At 66.4% G+C, this 19,492-nt stretch carries 17 protein-coding genes and 1 tRNA gene; 11 read left to right on the plus strand and 7 right to left on the minus strand.

What is annotated here, in order from left to right; genetic code table 11:
* Positions 1-49: 49 nt before the first annotated feature.
* The 4 genes from B9N75_RS03525 to B9N75_RS13895 all read right to left on the minus strand — a co-directional run bounded on the left by B9N75_RS03525 (position 50) and on the right by B9N75_RS13895 (position 2,201).
* A tRNA-Pro gene (locus B9N75_RS03525) sits at positions 50-126 on the minus strand.
* A gap of 124 nt (positions 127-250) precedes the next feature.
* Positions 251-1,561: an FAD-dependent oxidoreductase gene (locus tag B9N75_RS03530; protein WP_085217555.1), complete on the minus strand. Its 1,311-nt coding sequence runs from the start codon at positions 1,559-1,561 to the stop codon at positions 251-253.
* Between the two features lie 82 nt (positions 1,562-1,643).
* Positions 1,644-1,967 carry a polyhydroxyalkanoic acid system family protein gene (locus B9N75_RS03535; protein WP_085217556.1) on the minus strand — a complete coding sequence of 108 codons (324 nt, stop codon included), beginning with the start codon at positions 1,965-1,967 and terminating at the stop codon, positions 1,644-1,646.
* Positions 1,968-2,006: 39 nt separating this feature from the next.
* On the minus strand, positions 2,007-2,201 hold the full coding sequence (locus B9N75_RS13895; RefSeq protein ID WP_157123674.1) for a hypothetical protein: 195 nt from the start codon (positions 2,199-2,201) through the stop codon (positions 2,007-2,009).
* A gap of 116 nt (positions 2,202-2,317) precedes the next feature.
* On the opposite strand from B9N75_RS13895, the gene B9N75_RS03540 reads away from it, so the two are divergent.
* A complete protein-coding gene (locus B9N75_RS03540) occupies positions 2,318-4,681 on the plus strand; it encodes a putative bifunctional diguanylate cyclase/phosphodiesterase (RefSeq protein ID WP_085217557.1) in 2,364 nt (787 codons plus the stop codon).
* A gap of 530 nt (positions 4,682-5,211) precedes the next feature.
* A complete protein-coding gene (locus tag B9N75_RS03545; RefSeq protein ID WP_085217558.1) occupies positions 5,212-5,388 on the plus strand; it encodes a DUF1328 domain-containing protein in 177 nt (58 codons plus the stop codon).
* A 28-nt stretch (positions 5,389-5,416) separates the two neighbouring features.
* Here the strand turns inward: B9N75_RS03545 and B9N75_RS03550 are convergent, their stop codons facing one another.
* Positions 5,417-6,376 carry a YncE family protein gene (locus B9N75_RS03550; RefSeq protein ID WP_085217559.1) on the minus strand — a complete coding sequence of 320 codons (960 nt, stop codon included), beginning with the start codon at positions 6,374-6,376 and terminating at the stop codon, positions 5,417-5,419.
* 89 nt (positions 6,377-6,465) lie between these two features.
* On the opposite strand from B9N75_RS03550, the gene B9N75_RS03555 reads away from it, so the two are divergent.
* Positions 6,466-7,089, plus strand: a complete 624-nt coding sequence (locus B9N75_RS03555) for a D-Ala-D-Ala carboxypeptidase family metallohydrolase (RefSeq protein ID WP_085217560.1) — start codon at positions 6,466-6,468, stop codon at positions 7,087-7,089.
* 232 nt (positions 7,090-7,321) lie between these two features.
* Here B9N75_RS03555 and B9N75_RS03560 read toward each other — a convergent pair whose 3' ends face one another.
* The gene (locus tag B9N75_RS03560; protein WP_244552411.1) at positions 7,322-8,083 is read right to left on the minus strand and encodes a CsgG/HfaB family protein; all 762 of its coding nucleotides are present in this window, start codon (positions 8,081-8,083) and stop codon (positions 7,322-7,324) included.
* Positions 8,084-8,240: 157 nt separating this feature from the next.
* Here B9N75_RS03560 and lepA point away from each other — a divergent pair, with 157 nt between their 5' ends.
* From lepA to B9N75_RS03595, 7 genes are all read left to right on the plus strand, one after another.
* Complete coding sequence (gene lepA / locus B9N75_RS03565; protein ID WP_085217561.1) at positions 8,241-10,070, plus strand: translation elongation factor 4; 1,830 nt, start codon at positions 8,241-8,243, stop codon at positions 10,068-10,070.
* Positions 10,071-10,136: 66 nt separating this feature from the next.
* Positions 10,137-10,835, plus strand: coding sequence for a hypothetical protein (locus B9N75_RS03570; RefSeq protein ID WP_425292408.1), 699 nt, complete (start codon positions 10,137-10,139; stop codon positions 10,833-10,835).
* 165 nt (positions 10,836-11,000) lie between these two features.
* Positions 11,001-12,968 (plus strand): M1 family metallopeptidase, encoded by a 1,968-nt coding sequence (locus tag B9N75_RS03575; RefSeq protein WP_244552412.1) that lies wholly within the window; start codon positions 11,001-11,003, stop codon positions 12,966-12,968.
* A gap of 644 nt (positions 12,969-13,612) precedes the next feature.
* Positions 13,613-15,484 carry a ribonucleoside-diphosphate reductase subunit alpha gene (locus tag B9N75_RS03580; protein ID WP_244552413.1) on the plus strand — a complete coding sequence of 624 codons (1,872 nt, stop codon included), beginning with the start codon at positions 13,613-13,615 and terminating at the stop codon, positions 15,482-15,484.
* A gap of 155 nt (positions 15,485-15,639) precedes the next feature.
* Positions 15,640-15,954: a hypothetical protein gene (locus B9N75_RS03585; RefSeq protein ID WP_244552414.1), complete on the plus strand. Its 315-nt coding sequence runs from the start codon at positions 15,640-15,642 to the stop codon at positions 15,952-15,954.
* Positions 15,955-16,079: 125 nt separating this feature from the next.
* Positions 16,080-17,132: a ribonucleotide-diphosphate reductase subunit beta gene (locus B9N75_RS03590; protein WP_085217564.1), complete on the plus strand. Its 1,053-nt coding sequence runs from the start codon at positions 16,080-16,082 to the stop codon at positions 17,130-17,132.
* Positions 17,133-17,291: 159 nt separating this feature from the next.
* Positions 17,292-17,546: a DUF2442 domain-containing protein gene (locus B9N75_RS03595; RefSeq protein WP_085217565.1), complete on the plus strand. Its 255-nt coding sequence runs from the start codon at positions 17,292-17,294 to the stop codon at positions 17,544-17,546.
* Positions 17,547-17,578: 32 nt separating this feature from the next.
* Here B9N75_RS03595 and B9N75_RS03600 read toward each other — a convergent pair whose 3' ends face one another.
* The gene (locus B9N75_RS03600; RefSeq protein ID WP_244552415.1) at positions 17,579-18,514 is read right to left on the minus strand and encodes a GIY-YIG nuclease family protein; all 936 of its coding nucleotides are present in this window, start codon (positions 18,512-18,514) and stop codon (positions 17,579-17,581) included.
* A gap of 122 nt (positions 18,515-18,636) precedes the next feature.
* On the opposite strand from B9N75_RS03600, the gene B9N75_RS03605 reads away from it, so the two are divergent.
* Positions 18,637-19,350 (plus strand): hypothetical protein, encoded by a 714-nt coding sequence (locus B9N75_RS03605; protein WP_157123675.1) that lies wholly within the window; start codon positions 18,637-18,639, stop codon positions 19,348-19,350.
* The last annotated feature ends 142 nt before the right edge of the window (positions 19,351-19,492 follow it).

Here is a 19,492-nt window from a genome sequence, read left to right on the forward strand (position 1 = left end):
TGCGCTTCACGCCGGTCGGCGGCTGACACGCATCACGCGAAAAGGAAAATGGTCGGGGAGAGAGGATTCGAACCTCCGGCCCCTGCCTCCCGAAGACAGTGCTCTACCAGGCTGAGCTACTCCCCGACCCGTGTCCGGCCACGAGGGCCGAGCGGGAGACAGGGGTGCGCCTATAGGCATGGCTCCGGCGGAGCGCAAGCGTCGTCGCACAGGCGATTTCATGCCGCGAGCAGAGTGCGGCGCGGGCGCCTCAATGCGCGGCGTCGAGCATGTCGGCGACCGCCACGAACTTCTCGCGCGGGGCGCCGTCACGCGCCTGCGCCACCTCCGCCGCCTCGATCTTCTGCCAATCGCGGAAGGTGACGATTTCGGCGCCGCGCGTCGCCAGCAGCGCGTCGAGCCCGGCACGGCCCGCCTTGCCGCTGTCGCCACCGCTCTCGCCCCCCCCCAAATCCGCCGCGATCCGCTCGGCGACTTCATAGCCGTCCGGCCGGTTGGTGCCGATCGTCCCCGTCGGCCCGCGCCGCGCCCAGCCGACGCAATAGAGCCCGCCCCCGATCACCCCGTCCGTATTGGCGAAATGGCCGAGCGCCTCATCATAGGCGACGCCCTCGATCGGCGGGGTGCGATAGCCGATGCAGGTGACGACCATCGCCGCGGGCACCGCATAGGTCTCGCCCGTCGCCACCGCGCGTCCATCGGGGTCGATCCGGCTGCGCTCGACGATCACCCGCTCTACGCGGCCCTCGCCTTCGATCGCCACCGGCATGGCGAAGAAATCGAAATGGATCGTCTTGTGCTTTTCGGTCGCGGTCGCGGCGAAGTCACGAAGGTGCGTCACCGATTTGCGCAGCCCCGGCTCTAGCGCCGCATCGGCGTCCACCGGCGGCAGGTCTTCCGCATCGACGCGTGGGGCCGCGGCTTCGAGATGGCCCAGCTCGCCCAACTCCTTGGGCGTCATCGCGATCTGGTGCGGCCCGCGGCGGCCCAGGATGGTGATGTCGCGGATGCGGCTGTTGCCGAGCGCTTCGAAGGCGTGCGCGACGATGTCCGATCCGACGAACTCTGCCGGCGTCTTGGAAAGGATGCGCGCGACGTCGAGCGCGACATTGCCGTTGCCGATCACTGCCGCGGACGCGCCGTCCAGTGGCGGATCGAGATCGGCGAATTCGGGATGGCCGTTGTACCAGCCGACGAAAGCCGCCGATCCGATGACGCCGGGCAGTTCCGCCCCCGGAATGTCGAGCGGCCGGTCGTTGGGTGCGCCGGTCGCCAGAATCACCGCATCGTAGAGACCCGTGAGCTCGTCGATCCGGACATGCTCGCCGACAGTGATGTTACCGACGAAGCGGACGCCGTCGCTCAGCGCCACCTTTTCGTAGCGCTTGGCCACCGCCTTGATCGACTGGTGATCGGGCGCGACGCCGAAGCGGATGAGGCCGTAGGGCACGGGCAGGCGGTCGATGATGTCGATCCGCACCGCGCCGCCGAACTGCTTCTGCAGCGCCTCCGCGCTGTAATAGCCGGCGGGCCCTGACCCCACGATCGCGACATGCCTCATCGCCCGCTCCTCCTGCCGATGCGATGCTAGCGGCAGGGCCGGGCTACGCAAGTGCGCTCGCCGTCCGTGGCGGGCGGCCGGACTACTTGGGCTTGCTCTTGTCCTCGAGCAGATCGCCGCCGCGCTTGGCAAGCGCGCGTTCGATGACGGGGCCGAACATCGCGAGCATCGCGGGCAGCATCACCTCGAGCCGCACCTTGCGCTCCTCGACATCGATATGGCCGCTGACCGCCTGGCCCATCGCGCGGATGTCGAGGAACATGCGGTCGCCTTCCCAGCGCGACTGCACGTCGGCAGCGCCGCCGGGGATATGATCCTTGAGCTGGCCGATGCCGCTCTGCATCCGCCGCTTCGCCTCCTCGGCGCCGAGCGTGTGGGGAAGATTGATAACGATGGGCTTCTGCATGGCGCAGATGTAGCGCGCCGCCGGAGCCGCGCAAGGCGGCTATTGCTCGGGCGGCGGCGGCGCGTTGGGGATGCGGTCGGGAAAGGCGGTCGCGGTGGGATCGGGCGTCGCGGGCGGCACCGCGCGGATCGCCCAATAAGCAAGGCCGGCGACGAGCAGCAGCAGCGCCAGCATAAAGAGAATGTTGCTCGTAGGGCGCTTCTGCGGCGGCGGGGCTGGCTCTTCGATCGGCACAGGCAGACCTCCTTTCCCCAGTCAACCGATGCGTTGCCGTCACGGTTCCGTCCCGCCTGCGGGAAATACCGCCGCGATATACTGCTTCTTAAGGCTAAGCCTTTAGCGAGCGCCTGATGGGGATTTCATCTGAAAGCGGCTTCACGGCCGATGCGCACGAAGCAACGGACGAAAAAGTCCTCCGCGCGCATGTCGACAGCCTGTTCCGTCAGCCGGCGACGCTGATCCCGGGCGGCGAGTTCACCGGCGCGGCCGCGGCCTGCTTTGCGGGCATGATTGCGGGCAGCACCGCCTTGCTGCTGTGCGGTGCGCTGATCTTGGTGTCAGGCGCGATCCGCTGGGGCGTGCAAATCTATTATCAGCGCCAGGAGGCGCCGCTCGCCAGCGAGGCCGATGTCGCAAGCTGGATGCGCGCCTACAGCATCCTTTCCTGGACCTCGTCCGGCATGGTCGGCCTGTTCGGCTGGCTGGGCACGCTGACCGACATCACCGGTGTCCAGCTGCTCGCTGCCTGCGTGGTGCTCGCGGCGACGGCCACCACCGGCCGGTCGGGTGCCGAGCCGCGCCTCGTCCTTGGCCAGTGCGCGTTGCTGCTCTTCCCGCTCGCCGCCGCATGGCTGGTAATGCAGGACACGGTGTTCGCTGTCCTCGCGCTGCTCGCCATCGCCTATTTCGCGCTGCAGTTCCGCATCGCGCGCAGCATCCACGATCTGACCTTCGGCTCGCTCGCCGCCGCCGCGCGCACCACCGCGCTCGTCGAGCGGCTGGAGCAGAAGAACAATCAGCTCGAGGAGCAGGACGCGCTGCTTCGCGCCCAGACGCTCCGCTTCGATGCCGCGCTCAGCAACATGGCGCAGGGCCTCGCCATGTTCGATGCGGATCTGCGCATGCTCGTTTGCAACAAGCGCTACATTGAGGTCTATGGCTTCGATCCCGACGTCATCAAACCGGGGGTGACGCTGCGCGACATCACCGAGCATTTCATCAATCGCGGCAATTCCAACGCAGACCCCGAAGTCTATTACGAGCGCCAGCGGATGCAGCTCACCCGCAACGAGCCGCTCGTCTTCTCGCGCCAGCTCGGCGATGGGCGGACGATCGAGGTCAATTACCGCCCCATGCAGGGCGGCGGCTATGTCGTCACTACCGAGGACGTCACCGTCCAGCGGCAGGCGAACGACCGTATCGCGCATATGGCGAGCCATGATCCGCTCACCGATCTCATCAACCGCGCGGAGCTGCCGCAGCGGCTCGGCAAGGCGCTGAGCGATGCGGAAAGCAGCGGCGGCGAGCTCGCCGTCCTCTGCCTCGATCTCGATCGCTTCAAGGGCGTCAACGATTCGCTCGGCCATCCGACCGGCGATGCGCTGCTCCAGGCGGTCGCCGGGCGTCTGCGCAAGCTCGTCCGCCCGCGCGACACCGTGGCGCGGCTCGGCGGCGACGAGTTCGTCTGCATCGTCGGCGGGCTTGAGACACGCGACAATGTCGCCAAGCTCGCCGCTCGCGTGATCGAGGCGCTGACCCGCCCGTTCGAGGTCAACGGCCACAACGTCCAGATCGGCTGCAGCATCGGTGTCGCGATGGCGCCGCATGACGGGCTCGATCCCGATCAGTTGCTCCGCCACGCCGACGTCGCGCTTTATCGCGCGAAGAGCGAGGGCCGCGGCCGCTTCGTCTTCTTCGGCCCCGACATGGAGCGCGTCATGCGCGAGCGGCGCGAGCTGGAGGCGGATTTGCGCGCTGGCGTCGGCCGCGGCGAGTTCGAGCTTCACTATCAGCCGCTGGTCAAAGTCGGCACCCGCGAGGTCGTCGGCTGCGAGGCGCTGATGCGCTGGGCGCACCCGACGCGCGGGCTGATGATGCCGCAGGACTTCATCCCGCTCGCCGAGGAATGCGGGCTGATCGGCCCGCTGGGCGATTGGGCGATTCGCCACGCGTGCAACGTCGCGACGCAATGGCCCGATCACATCAAGATCGCGGTCAACGTCTCGCCGCTCCAGTTCCGCAGCGATGCGCTGCTCCACACCGTCGTCTCCGCGCTCGCCCAGTCCGGGCTCGATCCGGTGCGGCTGGAGCTCGAGATCACCGAGGCGGTGCTGCTCCGGGACAGCGAGGAGACCCTCGCTACGCTCAACAAGCTGCGCGATCTCGGCGTGCGCATCGTCATGGACGATTTCGGCACCGGCTATTCGTCGCTCAGCTACCTGCGCGTCTTCCCCTTCGACAAGATCAAGATCGACCGCTCCTTCGTCCGCGACGACGCCGGCCGCGGCGATTGCCATGCGATCATCGAGGCAGTCACCAACCTCGCCACCGGGCTCGGCATGACCACCACGGTCGAGGGCATCGAGAGCGAGGAGCAGATGAGCGCGGTGCTCGACCGCGGCTGCACCGAAGCGCAAGGCTATCTCTTCAGCCACCCCCTCCCCATCGAGGAACTCCGCGGCGTCCTGGGCCAAAGCGACCGGCGAGCGGCGTAATCGCAACCAAGGGTTTGGGCTGCCCGGTCGCGTTCACTTCGAATATTTCCGCACGCGATGTGGTGGATTCGGCATTATGGCTTAGCGATTGGGTTCGCTTCGCTCTTTCCGGCGGGTCTCATCGCCATAGCGCTGTTGATGCCCGCGCCGTCGGGGCCGAGATCATATGAGGTGGGAACGGTAACTCGCTTCGGTCTGTCGGAATCGAAGTTTACGCACTGGCCTATCGTGACCGTTCGTTTGAAAGACGGCAGAACCGTTCAATTCACCTCTAATGAGCGAGAAATCGCCAACTGTCGGGTCGGCAGTAAGATTCTGCTGGTGCGCAGAGGCGCCGGAATCTCCATCGCGACGCCCGGATGCTCCAAGCCCTGATCACCCCTCATGTCATCCCCGCGAAAGCGGGGATCCAGGCGGCGGTGAAGCCGGGTTCCCGCTTTCGCGGGAATGAAACGAGAGGAGCGCGTGACGGAACTCCACCGGCGCCCGCCGCATTGATCGATCCAAACGCAATCGAAGGATCGAAACCCATGCTCAAGCTCGCTTTCATCTCCGCGCTCATCGCGCTCGTCGCTGCGGTGCTCGGCTTTTCAGGCGCGGCGGGGACGTTCGCCAATATCGCGATCTTCCTCTTCGTCGCCGCGCTGGTCGTCTTCGCCGTCTTCCTGGTGCTCGGCATCATGGGCGCCAAGAAGCTGGCGCGATAGCCACGCCGAGGCCTCGCCGCGCGTCCGCTTAAGGCGCGATGGCGAGGCCGTCGCCGTTCTTCCCCGCCGGCAGCCGCCCGATGAGCTTGCCGGTGAAGAGATCAATCTCCGCGATCCGGTCGATCCCCGTCTCCGCCACATAAAGCCGCGATCCGTCCGCATTGAGTAGGATTGTCACCTGCCCGGCACCCTGCTGGCCGCTGAGCGTGATCGTCCGCGTCACCTTGCGGCTGGCGACGTCGATCAGGCTCAAATCCCCGCCGCCGAGGTTCGAAGTGATCGCCGTCCGCCCGTCGGGGGTGACGACGATGCGGATCGGATTCTTGCCCACCGCCACTTCGCCCACCGGCTTCAGCGACTTCGTATCGAACACCCGCACGACATCGCCCTGCCGGTCCGCGACCCAGAGCTGGCCGCCGTCCGGCGTCAGCGCCAGGCCTTCCGGCTCCTTGCCCGCGGGAAGATCGGCGATCTTCCTGCCCGCCTTCAGATCGATCACGCTCGCGCTGCCGGATTGCATGTTGGCGACATAGGCACGCGCTGCATCGGGCGAGACCGCAACCATGTGCGAGGCCTTTTGCCCGGTCGGGATCGCGGTCACCGTCTTGAGGTCGGCGCCGACCACCACGATCGTGTCGCTCTTCTCGGTGGTGGCAACGATGCGGCCGTCCTTCAGCCAGACGATGCCGTGCGGTGCCTGGTTCGCGCCGAGGTCGATCGTGCCCGTCTTCTCGCGGCTGGCGATGTCGAACAGGTCGATGCTGTTGCCGCCATAAGCGACGAGCGCGGCGCGCTTGCCGTCGGGCGATATGGCGATTTCGTGCGGGTTCTTGCCGGTGTCGCGCCGCGCCACCTCGCGGCCGGTCGCGAGATCGACGAAGCTGATGCTGTCCTCGCCCTTGTTGCCGATCAGCAGCGTCCCCGCCGATCCGTCGGGCAGCGGCGGCGCGGCGGCCAGCAACAGGGCGGCGATGGCGGAAACGGGCATCTGTCTCTCCCCTTATATCTCTTGGTGCCAGCCTAGCGCGAAGCGGCGCAGGGGTTCAACGGCGGCGCACGCGACCCTATCTTCTCCCGATGCGCCTCCCCCGGCTTCTCCCAGCGCTCACCGCGCTGTCGCTCCTCGCTGCGCCCGTCGCGGCGGCGGAGAGCGTCGCCGACGGGCAGGGCGAGGCCGACTATCATGCCTGGCTGGCGCGCAGCCCCGATGCGCGCGCCAAGGTGATCGCCTTTCGCACGCATCTGGAGGCGCAGGCGGTGGCCGACGTGCTGCCCACCTGGCAGCTCGTCCGCACCGCGAGCATGTGGCGGGAGTGCGGCGGCCCGCGCTTCGAGGTCGCGCCCTTCACCGAATGGGCGCATGTCGTGAAGACGTTGAAGTTCGTGCGCAACCATGTCGCGCCGGTGATCGGCCCGGTCGAGGCGGTCTCCGGCTATCGCAACGAGGGGCTCAACCAATGCTCGGGCGGCGCGAAGGAAAGCGCGCACCGCCACTTCTTCGCGATCGACATGGTGCCCATTCAGGCGATCACGCGCGAGGCGATGATCCGCAGCCTCTGCGCCATCCACCGCTGGCGGGGCGAAGGCTATGACATCGGCCTCGGCTTCTATTCGGGCACCCGCTTCCACGTCGATTCCAAACGCTTCCGCAAATGGGGGCCCGACGGCACCGGTGCGACCTCGCCGTGCAACGCGGCGTAGCGGGGGAGGCCGTGTTTCTCCCCCGTCTCCGTCATGCTGAACTCGTTTCAGCATCCATGCCGATGACGATCGCGACCGTCTCCGCCATGGACCCTGAACCAAGTTCAGGGTGACGGTAAGAGCGAACACGCCCCCGCTCTTCCCCGGCGAAAGCCGGGGCTCAGCTTCGAGAATCGGACAAACTAGAGTCTGGACCCCGGCTTTCGCCGGGGAACAGTTTGTCCGCCGCCGCTTACTGCGCCTGCGGCGCCGCCGCGCTGGGATCGAGCGGCAGGCCGCCCAATTGCGTCACGAGCTGCTTGTAGGCGTCGAGATAGGCGAGGACGATCACCTGGCCGATGTCGGTGTTCTGGTAGCCGCCGCCGCCGACGCCGGCGAAGCCGCCCCAGAAGCCGCCCGCACCCGCGCCGAAGCCGATGTCCTGTTTGCGCGCATAACCCTCGGTCATCCGCTCCTGCTCGGTGGTGCGCGAGTTGACGAGCGTCAGCATGACGTTCGCTTCCTTCTTCTTGACCGAGATGCCGCCGATCAGGCCGCCGGTGAAGCGGCTCGAAAGCCCACCGAGCAGCGCGCCGCCGATGCCGCCGCCGCCGCTGTTGGAATTCTGGCTGACGATGTCCGGCACCACGAAATAATCCGCCGCCTTCACCTGCGCGCGGCCGATGTTCGAGCCCTGCTGCAACTCGCCATTGTCGGCGAGCGCGCGCTCGATATTGCGGCTGGCGAGGCCCTTGTTGCGGTCGACGAGGCCGAAGCAGCCCGATTTCATCACGAACAGCTTGATGATCGCCTCCGGGCTGCCGAGCCCCAGCGCCTGCCACCAATTGTTGTCCGGCTCGACCACCGCGATCGTGCCCAGTTTTCGGGTGCAGACCGGAATTTCCTGCTGCCCGCGCTCCTGCATCTTGCGGCCCGACGACTTGCCCTGCGCCAGCGCGGGCGCGGCAGTCGCGACCAGAGCGGCTGCGACGGCGAATGTAACGAAAGTGCGCACGTTCGAATCTCCCCACGATCCCGGCAGCGACGCCACACGAGCGCGGCCCCGGATCCCTTCCCTGCGCTCGCCGTCGTCATAGCATCCCGCAGCCGCCCCCGGAAGCCGCTTCGCATTTGCGAAGGCCGCTGCTATCGGCGCTCGCGAACTTCCTGACATGGCAGCCGACGTGACCGACCTTTCGAAGATCCGCAATTTCTCGATCATCGCCCATATCGACCACGGCAAATCGACGCTGGCGGACCGGCTGATCCAGCGCACCGGCGGGCTGACCGACCGCGAGATGTCGAGCCAGGTGCTCGACAATATGGACATCGAGAAGGAGCGCGGGATCACCATCAAGGCGCAGACCGTGCGCCTGGAATGGACCGCGGCGGACGGCGAGACCTACACGCTCAACCTCATGGACACGCCCGGCCACGTCGACTTCGCCTACGAGGTCAGCCGGAGCCTCGCGGCGTGCGAGGGCGCGCTGCTGGTGGTCGATGCGGCGCAGGGCGTCGAGGCGCAGACGCTCGCCAACGTCTACCAGTCGATCGAGCACGATCACGAGATCGTCCCCGTCATCAACAAGATCGACCTTCCCTCGGCCGAGCCCGACAAGGTGAAGGCCGAGATCGAGGACATCATCGGCCTCGCCGCCGACGATGCGGTGCTCGCCTCCGCCAAATCGGGCATCGGCATTGACGAGGTACTGCAGGCGGTGGTCGATCGCATCCCGCCGCCCAAGGGCGATCGCGACGCGCCGCTGAAGGCCATGCTGGTGGATAGCTGGTACGACCCCTATCTCGGCGTCGTCATCCTCATCCGCGTGATCGACGGCAGCATCCGCAAGGGCCAGATGGTCAAGTTCATGGCCGGCGGTACCCAGCATCTGGTCGATCGCGTCGGCGCGTTCCGCCCCAAGATCGAGAATCTGCCCGAGCTCGGACCCGGCGAAATCGGCTTCATCACCGCGCAGATCAAGGACATCAGCCAGACCCGCGTCGGCGACACGATCACCGACGTCAAGCGCCCCGCGCCCGCGCCGCTCGCCGGCTTCAAGGAGGTGCAGCCGGTGGTGTTCTGCGGCCTCTTCCCGGTCGATGCCGCGGATTTCGAGAAGCTGCGCGATTCGATCCACAAGCTGCGCCTCAACGACGCCAGCTTCTCGTTCGAGATGGAAACGTCCGCCGCGCTCGGCTTCGGCTTCCGCTGCGGCTTCCTCGGCCTCCTCCACCTCGAGATCATCCAGGAGCGGCTGACGCGAGAATATGACCTCGATCTCATCACCACCGCGCCGAGCGTCGTCTACAAGATCCACCTCTCCAAATCGAAGGAGGAGGGCGCCAAGACGATCGAGCTCCACAACCCCGCCGACATGCCCGATCCCAACCGGATCGACACCATCGAGGAACCGTGGATCGAGGCGACCATCTATGTGCCCGACGAATATCTCGGCGCGATTCTCAAGCTCTGCCAGGACCGGCGCGGCATCCAGAAAGACCTGACCTATGTCGGCGGCCGCGCGCAGCTCCGCTACGAGCTGCCGCTGAACGAAGTGGTGTTCGATTTCTACGACCGGCTGAAGAGCATCAGCCGCGGCTATGCCAGCTTCGACTATCACCAGATCGGCCACCGCGAGGGCGATCTCGTCAAGATGTCGATCCTGGTGAATGCCGAGCCGGTCGATGCGCTCAGCATGATCGTCCACCGCGCCAGCGCCGAGACGCGCGGCCGCGGCATGTGCGAGCGGCTGAAGGACCTCATCCCCCGCCACCTCTTCAAGATCCCGATCCAGGCGGCGATCGGCGGCAAGGTCATCGCCCGCGAGACGATCGCGGCGCTCCGCAAGGACGTCACCGCCAAATGCTATGGCGGCGACATCAGCCGCAAGAAGAAGCTCCTCGAAAAGCAGAAAGAGGGCAAGAAGCGGATGCGCGAATATGGCAGCGTCCAGATTCCGCAGGAGGCGTTCATCGCCGCGCTCCGGATGGGCGAGGAATAAGCCCGCCCGCCGGACGTCCGGCTCCGCCGCGCTCGCCACGGTCGGCTTGCGCGGCACGGCAGAGGGGTGGCACGGTTGCGCAATATCGATTTCAGTTCGTGGCACAGCCTGCTCGGCACGTTGATCGGCCTCGCCCTGTTCGCTCTGATCGGCGTCGGCGTGCGCCTCCTCGCGATGATGACGATCCAGCAGCGCCGCGAACGGCTCAACCGGCAGATCAACGAGCGGCTACGGACGCTGATTGCGGCTTATAAGGTCCTGGGCGGATCGTTCACCGGCGATCTCGCCGTCGATCCGACCCATCTGGGTGACGAGCGGCGCCGGCAGCGCGATGCCGATGCCGTGGCGATTCCCGATCCGGCCAGCGGCGGTCCGGGATCGGATCGCGCCCGGCGCATCCGCGATGCGGTGGAGGCCGCGCTGTCCGACATCATCCTGCTCGGCACCGAAGAGCATGTCCGCCTGGCCGAGCGTGCCGCGCGCGAGCTGGCGGCGGGACGCGCGGTGCACACCCATGCGCTCGTCGTCTCGCTTCGCGATTTCATTCGCCGCGCGCTCGATCTCGAGCCGATACCGGCCGATCTCGACATCCCGGCACAAGGCCCGACGCGGCCTGCTGGCGCCGGCGCGCGCGGCAAGGGCGAAGGCGATCGCGCGCGCGGTGGCGGTGGTGGCGGTGGTGGTGGCGGGATGGGTGGCGGCGGCGGAATGGGCGGCGCGGGCGGAGCGATGGACGACGACCCCGCCGCCGGCCACGGCGCCTGAACACCCGTCGGAAGCGCGCCGCGAGCGGTATCGCCAGCCCCGCCTCGAAGTCCTCGGCCGCACCGCGCAGGCAAGCAGCGGCCACGCGGCCGCGGGACGCGAGCCTTGCCCGGAGCGGGTGCTGGGGTTAGTCCTTTCGGCCTCCCCCGATCCGAAAGGCCGCCTTTGATCCGCTTCGCTCTCGCGCTTCCCTTCGCCGCCGCGCTTGCCCTTGCCGGGTGCAAGGAGAAGCCGGCCGAGACGCCGACCGACGCGCCGATGCAGGCGGGCGCGCAGCGGATGGTCGCGCCGGTGCTGCTGACGCCGGACGCCAAGGACATCCACAGCTACGCCGTTCCGGCGGAGGCGCGGGTGACGCATGTCGCGCTCAACCTCACCGCCGATTTCCAGCAGAAGATCCTCTACGGCACCGCGACGCTGCACGTCGCCGCGGCGAAGGGCGCCAAGCGCATCATCCTCGACGACAAGGGGCTGGAGATTGTCTCGGTCCGCAGCCGATCGGGCGAGCCGCTGCGCTGGCAGGTCGGCGAGGGCGACGACATGCTCGGCCGCCCGCTCGAAGTCGAGCTCGCCGGCGCGGACCGCATCGTCATCGAATATAGGAGCGCGCCGGACGCCGCCGCGCTGCAATGGCTGACCCCGGAGCAGACCGCCGGCAAGCGCCACCCCTTCCTGTTCAGCCAGGGCCAGTCGATCCTCAACCGCACCTGGATTCCGACGCAGGACAGCCCCGGCATCCGCCAGACGTGGGAGGCGCGCATCGTCGTCCCCGCGCCGCTGAAGGCGGTGATGAGCGGCGAGGCGCTGACTCCGGAAGGCGAGCCCGCGGGCGAGGGCAAGCGCGCCTTCCGCTTCCGCATGGACAAGCCCGTCGCGCCCTATCTCATCGCGCTCGCCGCGGGCGACATCGCCTTCCAGAGCCTGGGGCCGCGCACCGGCGTCTGGGCCGAGCCGGTGACGCTGAAGGCGGCCGCCAACGAGCTGCACGATACCGAGAAGATGGTCGACGCCGCCGAGCGGCTCTATGGCCCCTATCGCTGGGGCCGCTACGACATGATCGTGCTGCCGCCCTCCTTCCCGTTCGGCGGGATGGAAAATCCGATGCTGACCTTCCTGACGCCGACGATGCTCGCGGGCGACCGCAGCCTCACCAGCCTCATCGCGCACGAGCTGGCGCATAGCTGGTCGGGCAATCTCGTCACCAACGCCACCTGGGCGGATTTCTGGCTGAACGAGGGGATCACCACCTATATCGAGAGTCGCATCATGGAAGCGCTCTACGGCCCCGAGCGCGCGCAGATGCTCAAATCGCTCGGCTGGGAGGATCTCCAGAATGCGGTGCGCGACGCGGGCGGCGCCGCAGCTCCCGCCACCCAGCTCCACCTCGATCTCAAGGGCCAGGACCCCGACGAGGGCATGGCCGACATCGCCTATGAGAAGGGCGCCGCGTTCCTGCGCACCATCGAGGCCGCGGTCGGCCGCGAGCGGTTCGACGCTTGGCTCCGCTCCTATTTCGACCGCCACGCCTTCCAGCCGATCACCACGCGGCTGTTCCTCGAGGATCTGCGTGCCAACCTCATCAAGGGCGACACGGCGCTGGAGAAGAAGCTGCAGCTCGACGCCTGGGCCTATCGCCCCGGCATTCCGTCCAACGCCGCCGCGCCGGTCTCGCCCGAGCTGGAGAAGATGGCGGCCGCCGCCAAGGCCTATGGCCCGGAGACCTCGCCCGACGCGCTCGGCTTCAACAATTGGGGCACGCAGGAGCGGGTGCGCTTCTTGAACGCCCTCCCGCGCGATCTCGGCACCGAGCAGCTCCAGCGGCTCGACGGCACCTTCAAGCTCTCGCAGACGCGCAACAGCGAAGTGCTCTTCGCCTGGCTCCGCCTCGCGATCGCCAACCGCTACGACCCCGCCGTCCCCGCGATCGAGCGTTTCCTGACCAGCATGGGCCGCCGCAAGTTCGTCGAACCCCTCTTCCGCGACCTCCTCGCCCAAGCCGACTGGGGCCGCCCGATCGCCGAGCGCGTCTATGCGAAGGCAAGGCCCGGCTACCACGCGGTAACGGCGGGAAGCGTCGATGCGCTGCTCAAGCCGGCGGAGGAAGAAGCGGCGAAGGCGGAGAAGGCGGGCTAAGTACGCCTCGCAACGCCAACTGGATTGTCTTAGAGCTTCACGTCGGCTTCCCGTCATTGCGAGCGCAGCGAAGCAATCCAGCCGCGCGACTGGATTGCTTCGTCGCTTTGCTCCTCGCAATGACCGTAGAACTTGGACGCGTCGCATGGTGCCGGGCTGCGACGGCTGCACAGCCAACCCACTGCTCCCCGGCGCACGCCGGGGTCCGGTCTGGGCCAGAGCATAAGTGCTCGGCCCCGGCTTTCGCCGAGGAACGCGAGCGCTTGATGCTTATCAAGAACGTCACCCTGAACTCGTTTCAGGGTCCATCTTGGCGACAGTCGCGTCCTCATCGAGATGGATGCTGAAACAAGTTCAGCATGACGTCTGCGCGGGTGTCCAGCATCAGCGAATCCACGTGCCGGTCAGACCATCACACCTCCCTCCCCCACCCCAATCGTAAAAAAATTTTTACCGTCTTGACGGGGCAGGAAAGGACTCTTTTCCGGCGCGTCGCGGGTGGCACGGCGGACACATTGCGCCTGCCGCAACCAAACCCCATCTTGCCATGGGCCGCCCGCCCGTTTTAGCCCTGTCATCACAACATAGGGGGATCGGGCGAGGCCCTCGCCCTATATATTGTGTATAAGATAGGGGAGAAAGCTGTGGATTTCGCAGGTAACGAGAGCGTCCCGGCGGACAGCGGCGACGGCGCCGTCAGCGAGAGCAAGACCGTCATGGCCAAGCGTTTCGACGTGAAGACCGATGCCGCGCGCGACGCGCTGCTGACCGATTTCGGCAAGGACACCTTGCAGGACCGCTACCTGCTGCCCGGCGAATCCTATCAGGATCTCTTCGCCCGCGTCGCCTCGGCCTATGCCGACGATGCTGCGCACGCCCAGCGGCTCTACGATTATATCAGCCGGCTGTGGTTCATGCCCGCCACCCCCGTCCTCTCCAACGGCGGCACCGGGCGCGGCCTGCCCATCTCCTGCTACCTCAATTCCGTGTCGGACAGCCTCGAGGGCATCGTCGGCACCTGGAACGAGAATGTCTGGCTCGCGTCGCGCGGCGGCGGCATCGGCACCTATTGGGGCAACGTCCGCGGCATCGGCGAGCCGGTCGGCCTCAACGGCAAGACTAGCGGCATCATCCCCTTCGTCCGCGTGATGGATTCACTGACCCTCGCGATCAGCCAGGGCTCGCTCCGCCGCGGCTCGGCCGCCTGCTATCTCGACATCTCGCACCCCGAGATCGAGGAGTTCCTCGAGATCCGGAAGCCCTCGGGCGATTTCAACCGCAAGGCGCTCAACCTCCACCACGGCGTGCTCATCTCCGACGCCTTCATGGAAGCGGTGCGCGACGGCGCCGAATGGACGCTGCAGAGCCCCAAGGACGGCTCCGCCCGCGCCACCGTCGATGCGCGCGCGCTCTTCCAGAAGCTGGTCGAGACCCGCCTCGCGACCGGCGAGCCCTACATCATCTTCATCGATCAGGTGAACCGGTCGATGCCCAAGCATCACCGCGATCTGGGGCTCAAGGTCACCACCTCGAATCTGTGCAGCGAGATCACGCTGCCCACCGGCACCGACCATCTCGGCAAGGACCGCACCGCGGTCTGCTGCCTGTCCTCGCTCAACCTCGAGACGTGGGACGAGTGGAACGGCGACAAGACGTTCATCGAGGACGTCATGCGCATGCTCGACAACGTCCTCCAGGACTATATCGACCGCGCGCCGGACGAGATGGCGCGCGCCAAATATAGCGCCAGCCGCGAGCGCTCGGTCGGCCTCGGCGTGATGGGCTTCCACTCCTTCCTCCAGGCGCGCGGCCTCCCCTTCGAGGGCGCGATGGCGAAGAGCTGGAACCTCAAGATCTTCAAGCACATCTCGGCGCAGGTGAACGAGGCGTCGATGCACTTGGCGCACGAGCGCGGGCCGTGTCCCGACGCCGCCGACATGGGCGTGATGGAGCGTTTCTCGTGCAAGATGGCGATCGCTCCGACCGCGTCGATCAGCATCATCTGCGGCGGCACTTCGGCGTGCATCGAGCCGATCCCGGCCAACGTCTACACCCACAAGACGCTGTCGGGCTCGTTCGCGATCCGCAATCCGCATCTCGAGAAGCTGCTGATCGAGAAGGCCAAGAACGCCGACACGATCTGGAACTCGATCCTCGAGAAGGGCGGCAGTGTCCAGCATCTCGATTTCCTCACCCAGGAGGAGAAGGACTGCTTCAAGACCAGCTTCGAGATCGACCAGCGCTGGCTGATCGAGCTCGCCGCGGACCGCACACCCTATATCGACCAGGCGACCTCGCTGAACCTCTTCATCCCCGCCGACGTCGACAAGTGGGACCTCCTCATGCTCCACTTCCGCGCTTGGGAGCTGGGCGTGAAGTCGCTCTATTACCTCCGCTCCAAGAGCGTCCAGCGCGCCGGCTTCGCGGGCGGCGTCGAAGCCGACAACACGCCCGAACTCAAGAAGCTCGAGCTGGCGGCGACCACGGACTATGACGAATGCCTGGCGTGTCAGTAGGTGACCGCCAAGGAATGGCCGTGGATCGCCTTGGCGATCTGCGCAGCCTTGGCATGGCTCGGGACACGGGCTGTGCCCGAGAGACGAAGCGTGCGGATAGCGCTCAACGTCTTTCTGGGGCTTTTGTTGGTCGTCGCCGTGGCGATGGCGTTTTTTTGGATCGGGATCTTCGGCTGGCTCGCGCTAGGCAGTTTCTAAACTTCCTTCCCCTCCTCGCCCTCACCGCCTGCGCGACGCAGGTCGCCACCGGCGTCGCGCCGGACTCGCCCGGCTTCCTGCTCGGCGTGTGGCACGGCTTCATCTTCCCCGTCGCCTGGGTGCTGAGCCTCTTCATGCCCGACGTCGCGGTCTATGCGGTGCCGAACAACGGCGGCTGGTACGATTTCGGCTATTTCCTCGGCATCGTCGTCTTCGGCGTCGGCGCCCGCCGCACCCACACCGTCTACCGCACCCGCGTGGTGCGGGGATGAGTGGCCTTACTCCTCCCGTCACCCCGGCGAAGGCCGGGGTCCAGACGGACTTGATGCAGCGCGGCGCCGATGCCGCATGGATCCCGGCCTTCGCCGGGATGACGATTTAGACCGGAGTTCCTCTGATGCCCCTTCTCCAAGCCTCCAAGACCTACAAGCCGTTCGAATATCCCTGGGCGTTCGAATTCTGGAAGCGTCAGCAGCAGATCCACTGGATGCCGGAGGAGGTGCCGCTGGGCGAGGATTGCCGCGATTGGGCGCAGAAGCTCACCGATCACGAGCGCAATCTGCTCACCCAGATCTTCCGCTTCTTCACTCAGGCCGACGTCGAGGTGCAGGATTGCTACCACGACAAATACGGCCGCGTGTTCAAGCCGACCGAGATCAAGATGATGCTGACCGCGTTCAGCAACATGGAGACGGTCCACATCGCCGCCTACAGCCACCTGCTCGACACGATCGGCATGCCCGAGAGCGAGTACAGCGCCTTCCTCGAATATGCCGAGATGAAGGACAAGCACGATTACCTTCAGCAGTTCGGCGTCGATAACGACGAGGACATCGCCAAGACGCTGGCCATGTTCGGCGGCTTCACCGAGGGGCTGCAGCTCTTCGCCAGCTTCGCGATGCTGATGAACTTCCCGCGCTTCAACAAGATGAAGGGCATGGGGCAGATCGTCTCCTGGTCGGTCCGCGACGAGAGCCTCCATTGCGAGGGCATCACCCGCCTGTTCCACGCCTTCGTCAAGGAGCGCGACTGCCTCACCAAGGCGGTGAAGGAAGACATCATGGACGTCTGCCAGACGACCGTGCGGCTGGAGGATGCGTTCATCGATCTGGCGTTCGAGCAGGGGCCGGTGCCGGGCATGACCCCGCGCGAGATCAAGAAGTATATCCGCTACATCGCGGACTGGCGGCTCGGCCAGCTCGGCTTGAAGCCCATCTACATGGTCGACGAGCACCCGCTGCCCTGGCTGACGCCGCTCCTGAACGGCGTCGAGCACGCCAATTTCTTCGAAACCCGCGCCACCGAATATTCCAAGGCCGCGACCCGCGGCAACTGGAACGAGGTCTGGGACAGTTTCGACAAGCGCCAGAAGGCGAAGGTGGCGAATGACGCGCCGGAGGCTGAGGGGGGCGACGACATGTTCACGCGGGCTGGGGTAGCTGCGGAGTAAGCATGAGGCCCGAACCTAAGCGACCCGGAGCGCAGCGAGGGTCGCTTAGTCGAGGATCAGCCGAATGCCGGCCGGCCTCGCTAAAGCGAGGACCGACGACACGGGATTTAGTCCCGTGTCGGCCAGACGTGTATCGTGCTAAGATCGAAGAGGCATGGCATGAGCATTTCGGCTAGGGCAACAGAGGTCCGCTTCGACGAGGACCAGATGTGGGTCGCGCTGGACGACGGTCGCACGCTCGGCATCCCTCTCACCTGGTTTCCCCGATTGCTCCACGCAGCGCCGGAGGAGCGCGCCAAGGTGAGTATCAGCGCCAGCGGCCTCCATTGGGAAGGACTCGATGAGGACATCTCGATCGCCGGTCTGATCGCCGGGCGCGGCGACGCGACGCGGACACGCAAAAGGGCGGCATAATTTGAAAGTCGCGAACGACACGCTTCAGAGCGTTAGTTCCGATTGAGTCCCATCTCGCGGCTTTGCAGCTTGGCCTTCCAGCGCTGCTCCATCACAATGATGTCCTGATCCGTCGCCAGCGAGCCGGCCACCTCCAAGATGCTAACGCGATAGTCGCTCGGCGCTCGTGACCGGAAGGCGATCGCGTCGCCCTGTCGACCAGCATGCTGCACCCAGCGCTCGTGAAAGCCGCCTTGGGCGAACGCCGCGCCGACATATTGCTCACGCGTCGCCGGACAGGTGAGCAGATACACGCCCCGGCTGCTGCGCAGTATCGCCACCCATGACGGCGGCAACGCCTCGACTTCTGAAAGCTGGCGAAGAAAAGCCGTGTGACCGGGATATGTTTCCTCATGATCGTCTCGGCGCAATTCCAAGATCGGTTTGTTTCGCCGCTCCGCCCGCTGGCCCCAGCTCCGGGTTCCGGCACCCCAGTCGATGAAGAGCTTTCCCGCAAACTCCATGAAATCCGGATGCGGCTGGGTCGCCCAGCGGTCGATCTGTCCTTCCGGCACTTGCCGCGCGGTTAGGGGACAATCGAAAGCGGGAACACGTTCTTCGCCCTTGGCGATTCGGTAGAGGCCCACGAACATCGTCTCTCGCGGCGGGAAGGCGACAAAGCTCGCCCAATATGGCGCGTCGAAGAAAGCGCGGTCCTTCGCCGGCTGCGTCGATTGATAGGCTTCGAACCGCGGCCGGTCGTCGCGCCACGCCTGCAACGGCGACATTCCAGCCGCGCCTTGCCGCTTGGCATGACGGAGCAGCCTTACCCCCTTTGGCGAAAGTCCATGCTCCGCGAGCAGACCGTTGAACGTGAGCGGCACTGCAACCGCCTTCCCTTGCTGAACTACTGAAACAGAATCTCTTTGCTGCCACTCGTCGGCATCGGCAAGCAGGTGGATAATGCCGGTCGAGGTCGCCTGTAACACACGCGACAGCCTCTTTACGCTCCTGCGCTGCTTACCTTTCCGTCATAACAGCGAGATGATGTCCTACAGATAACCATATAGGATAAGATGCTTGCTCCCATTCTTGTCAGAAGGAGCATCTCATGAGACGCCATAGCCGCGAAATGGACATCGACGACTACGAGGCGTGGACTGCCGCGCGGCGGCGCCATGAGGCGGTGGCCGAGGCGGCGGATGAAGAGGGTGGGCCGCGGCTTTCGCTGGTGCCGCAGCCGGATCGCGGCGAGGTGTGGCCGACCGATCTGCTGCCCGCCCCCGCTGAACCGCCGGCCGAGGCCGCACAGCCCTCCGACACTGCCATGGCGCCCGCGCCGCCCACCCCCGCAATGCCTTTCGACGGCGTCGCGCTGGAGGACAGCCGCAAGCGCCTGATTGGGTGGAGCGCCGATCGCCAGCGCATCTTCCTCGCCAATCTCGCGGAAACCGGATCGGTTCATCTCGCCTGCTCGGCCGCGCGGCTGTCGGCGCGCTCGGCCTATCGGCTGCGCGCCCGCTCCGCCCCCTTCGCCGCGGCGTGGGACACCGCCGAGCAGCTCGCCGTCGGCCGCCTCTCCGCGCTCGCTTTCGATCGCGCGATCAACGGCCGCGTCGACCAGGTCTATCGCGACGGGGATCTCGTTGCCGAGCGCAAGGTACCGAGCGACAAGCTCCTCATGTGGCTGCTCGCCCGCCTCGATCCCCGCCGCTTCGCCGCGCCGTGGGAGCTGCGCAAGGACGGCACCGCCGATCCCCAATCCGAAGCCCGCGCCGCCTTCCCCACCCAGCTCGACACCCTCGCCGACGCGCCATCCGAGTGATCTCTGCACCCCCATGGTCAGTGCGAACATTGGGAACATTCGCACGAGCCGCCGAGCGCAGGAGAGCGAATGCGGAAGCATTCGCCGCCTGCGCGAAGAGCCGGCAAGTGCCGGACGGCGTGCGCTCCGGCTCTGCCGGTGC

The sequence above is a fragment of the Allosphingosinicella indica genome (assembly GCF_900177405.1).
Taxonomy (GTDB): domain Bacteria; phylum Pseudomonadota; class Alphaproteobacteria; order Sphingomonadales; family Sphingomonadaceae; genus Allosphingosinicella; species Allosphingosinicella indica.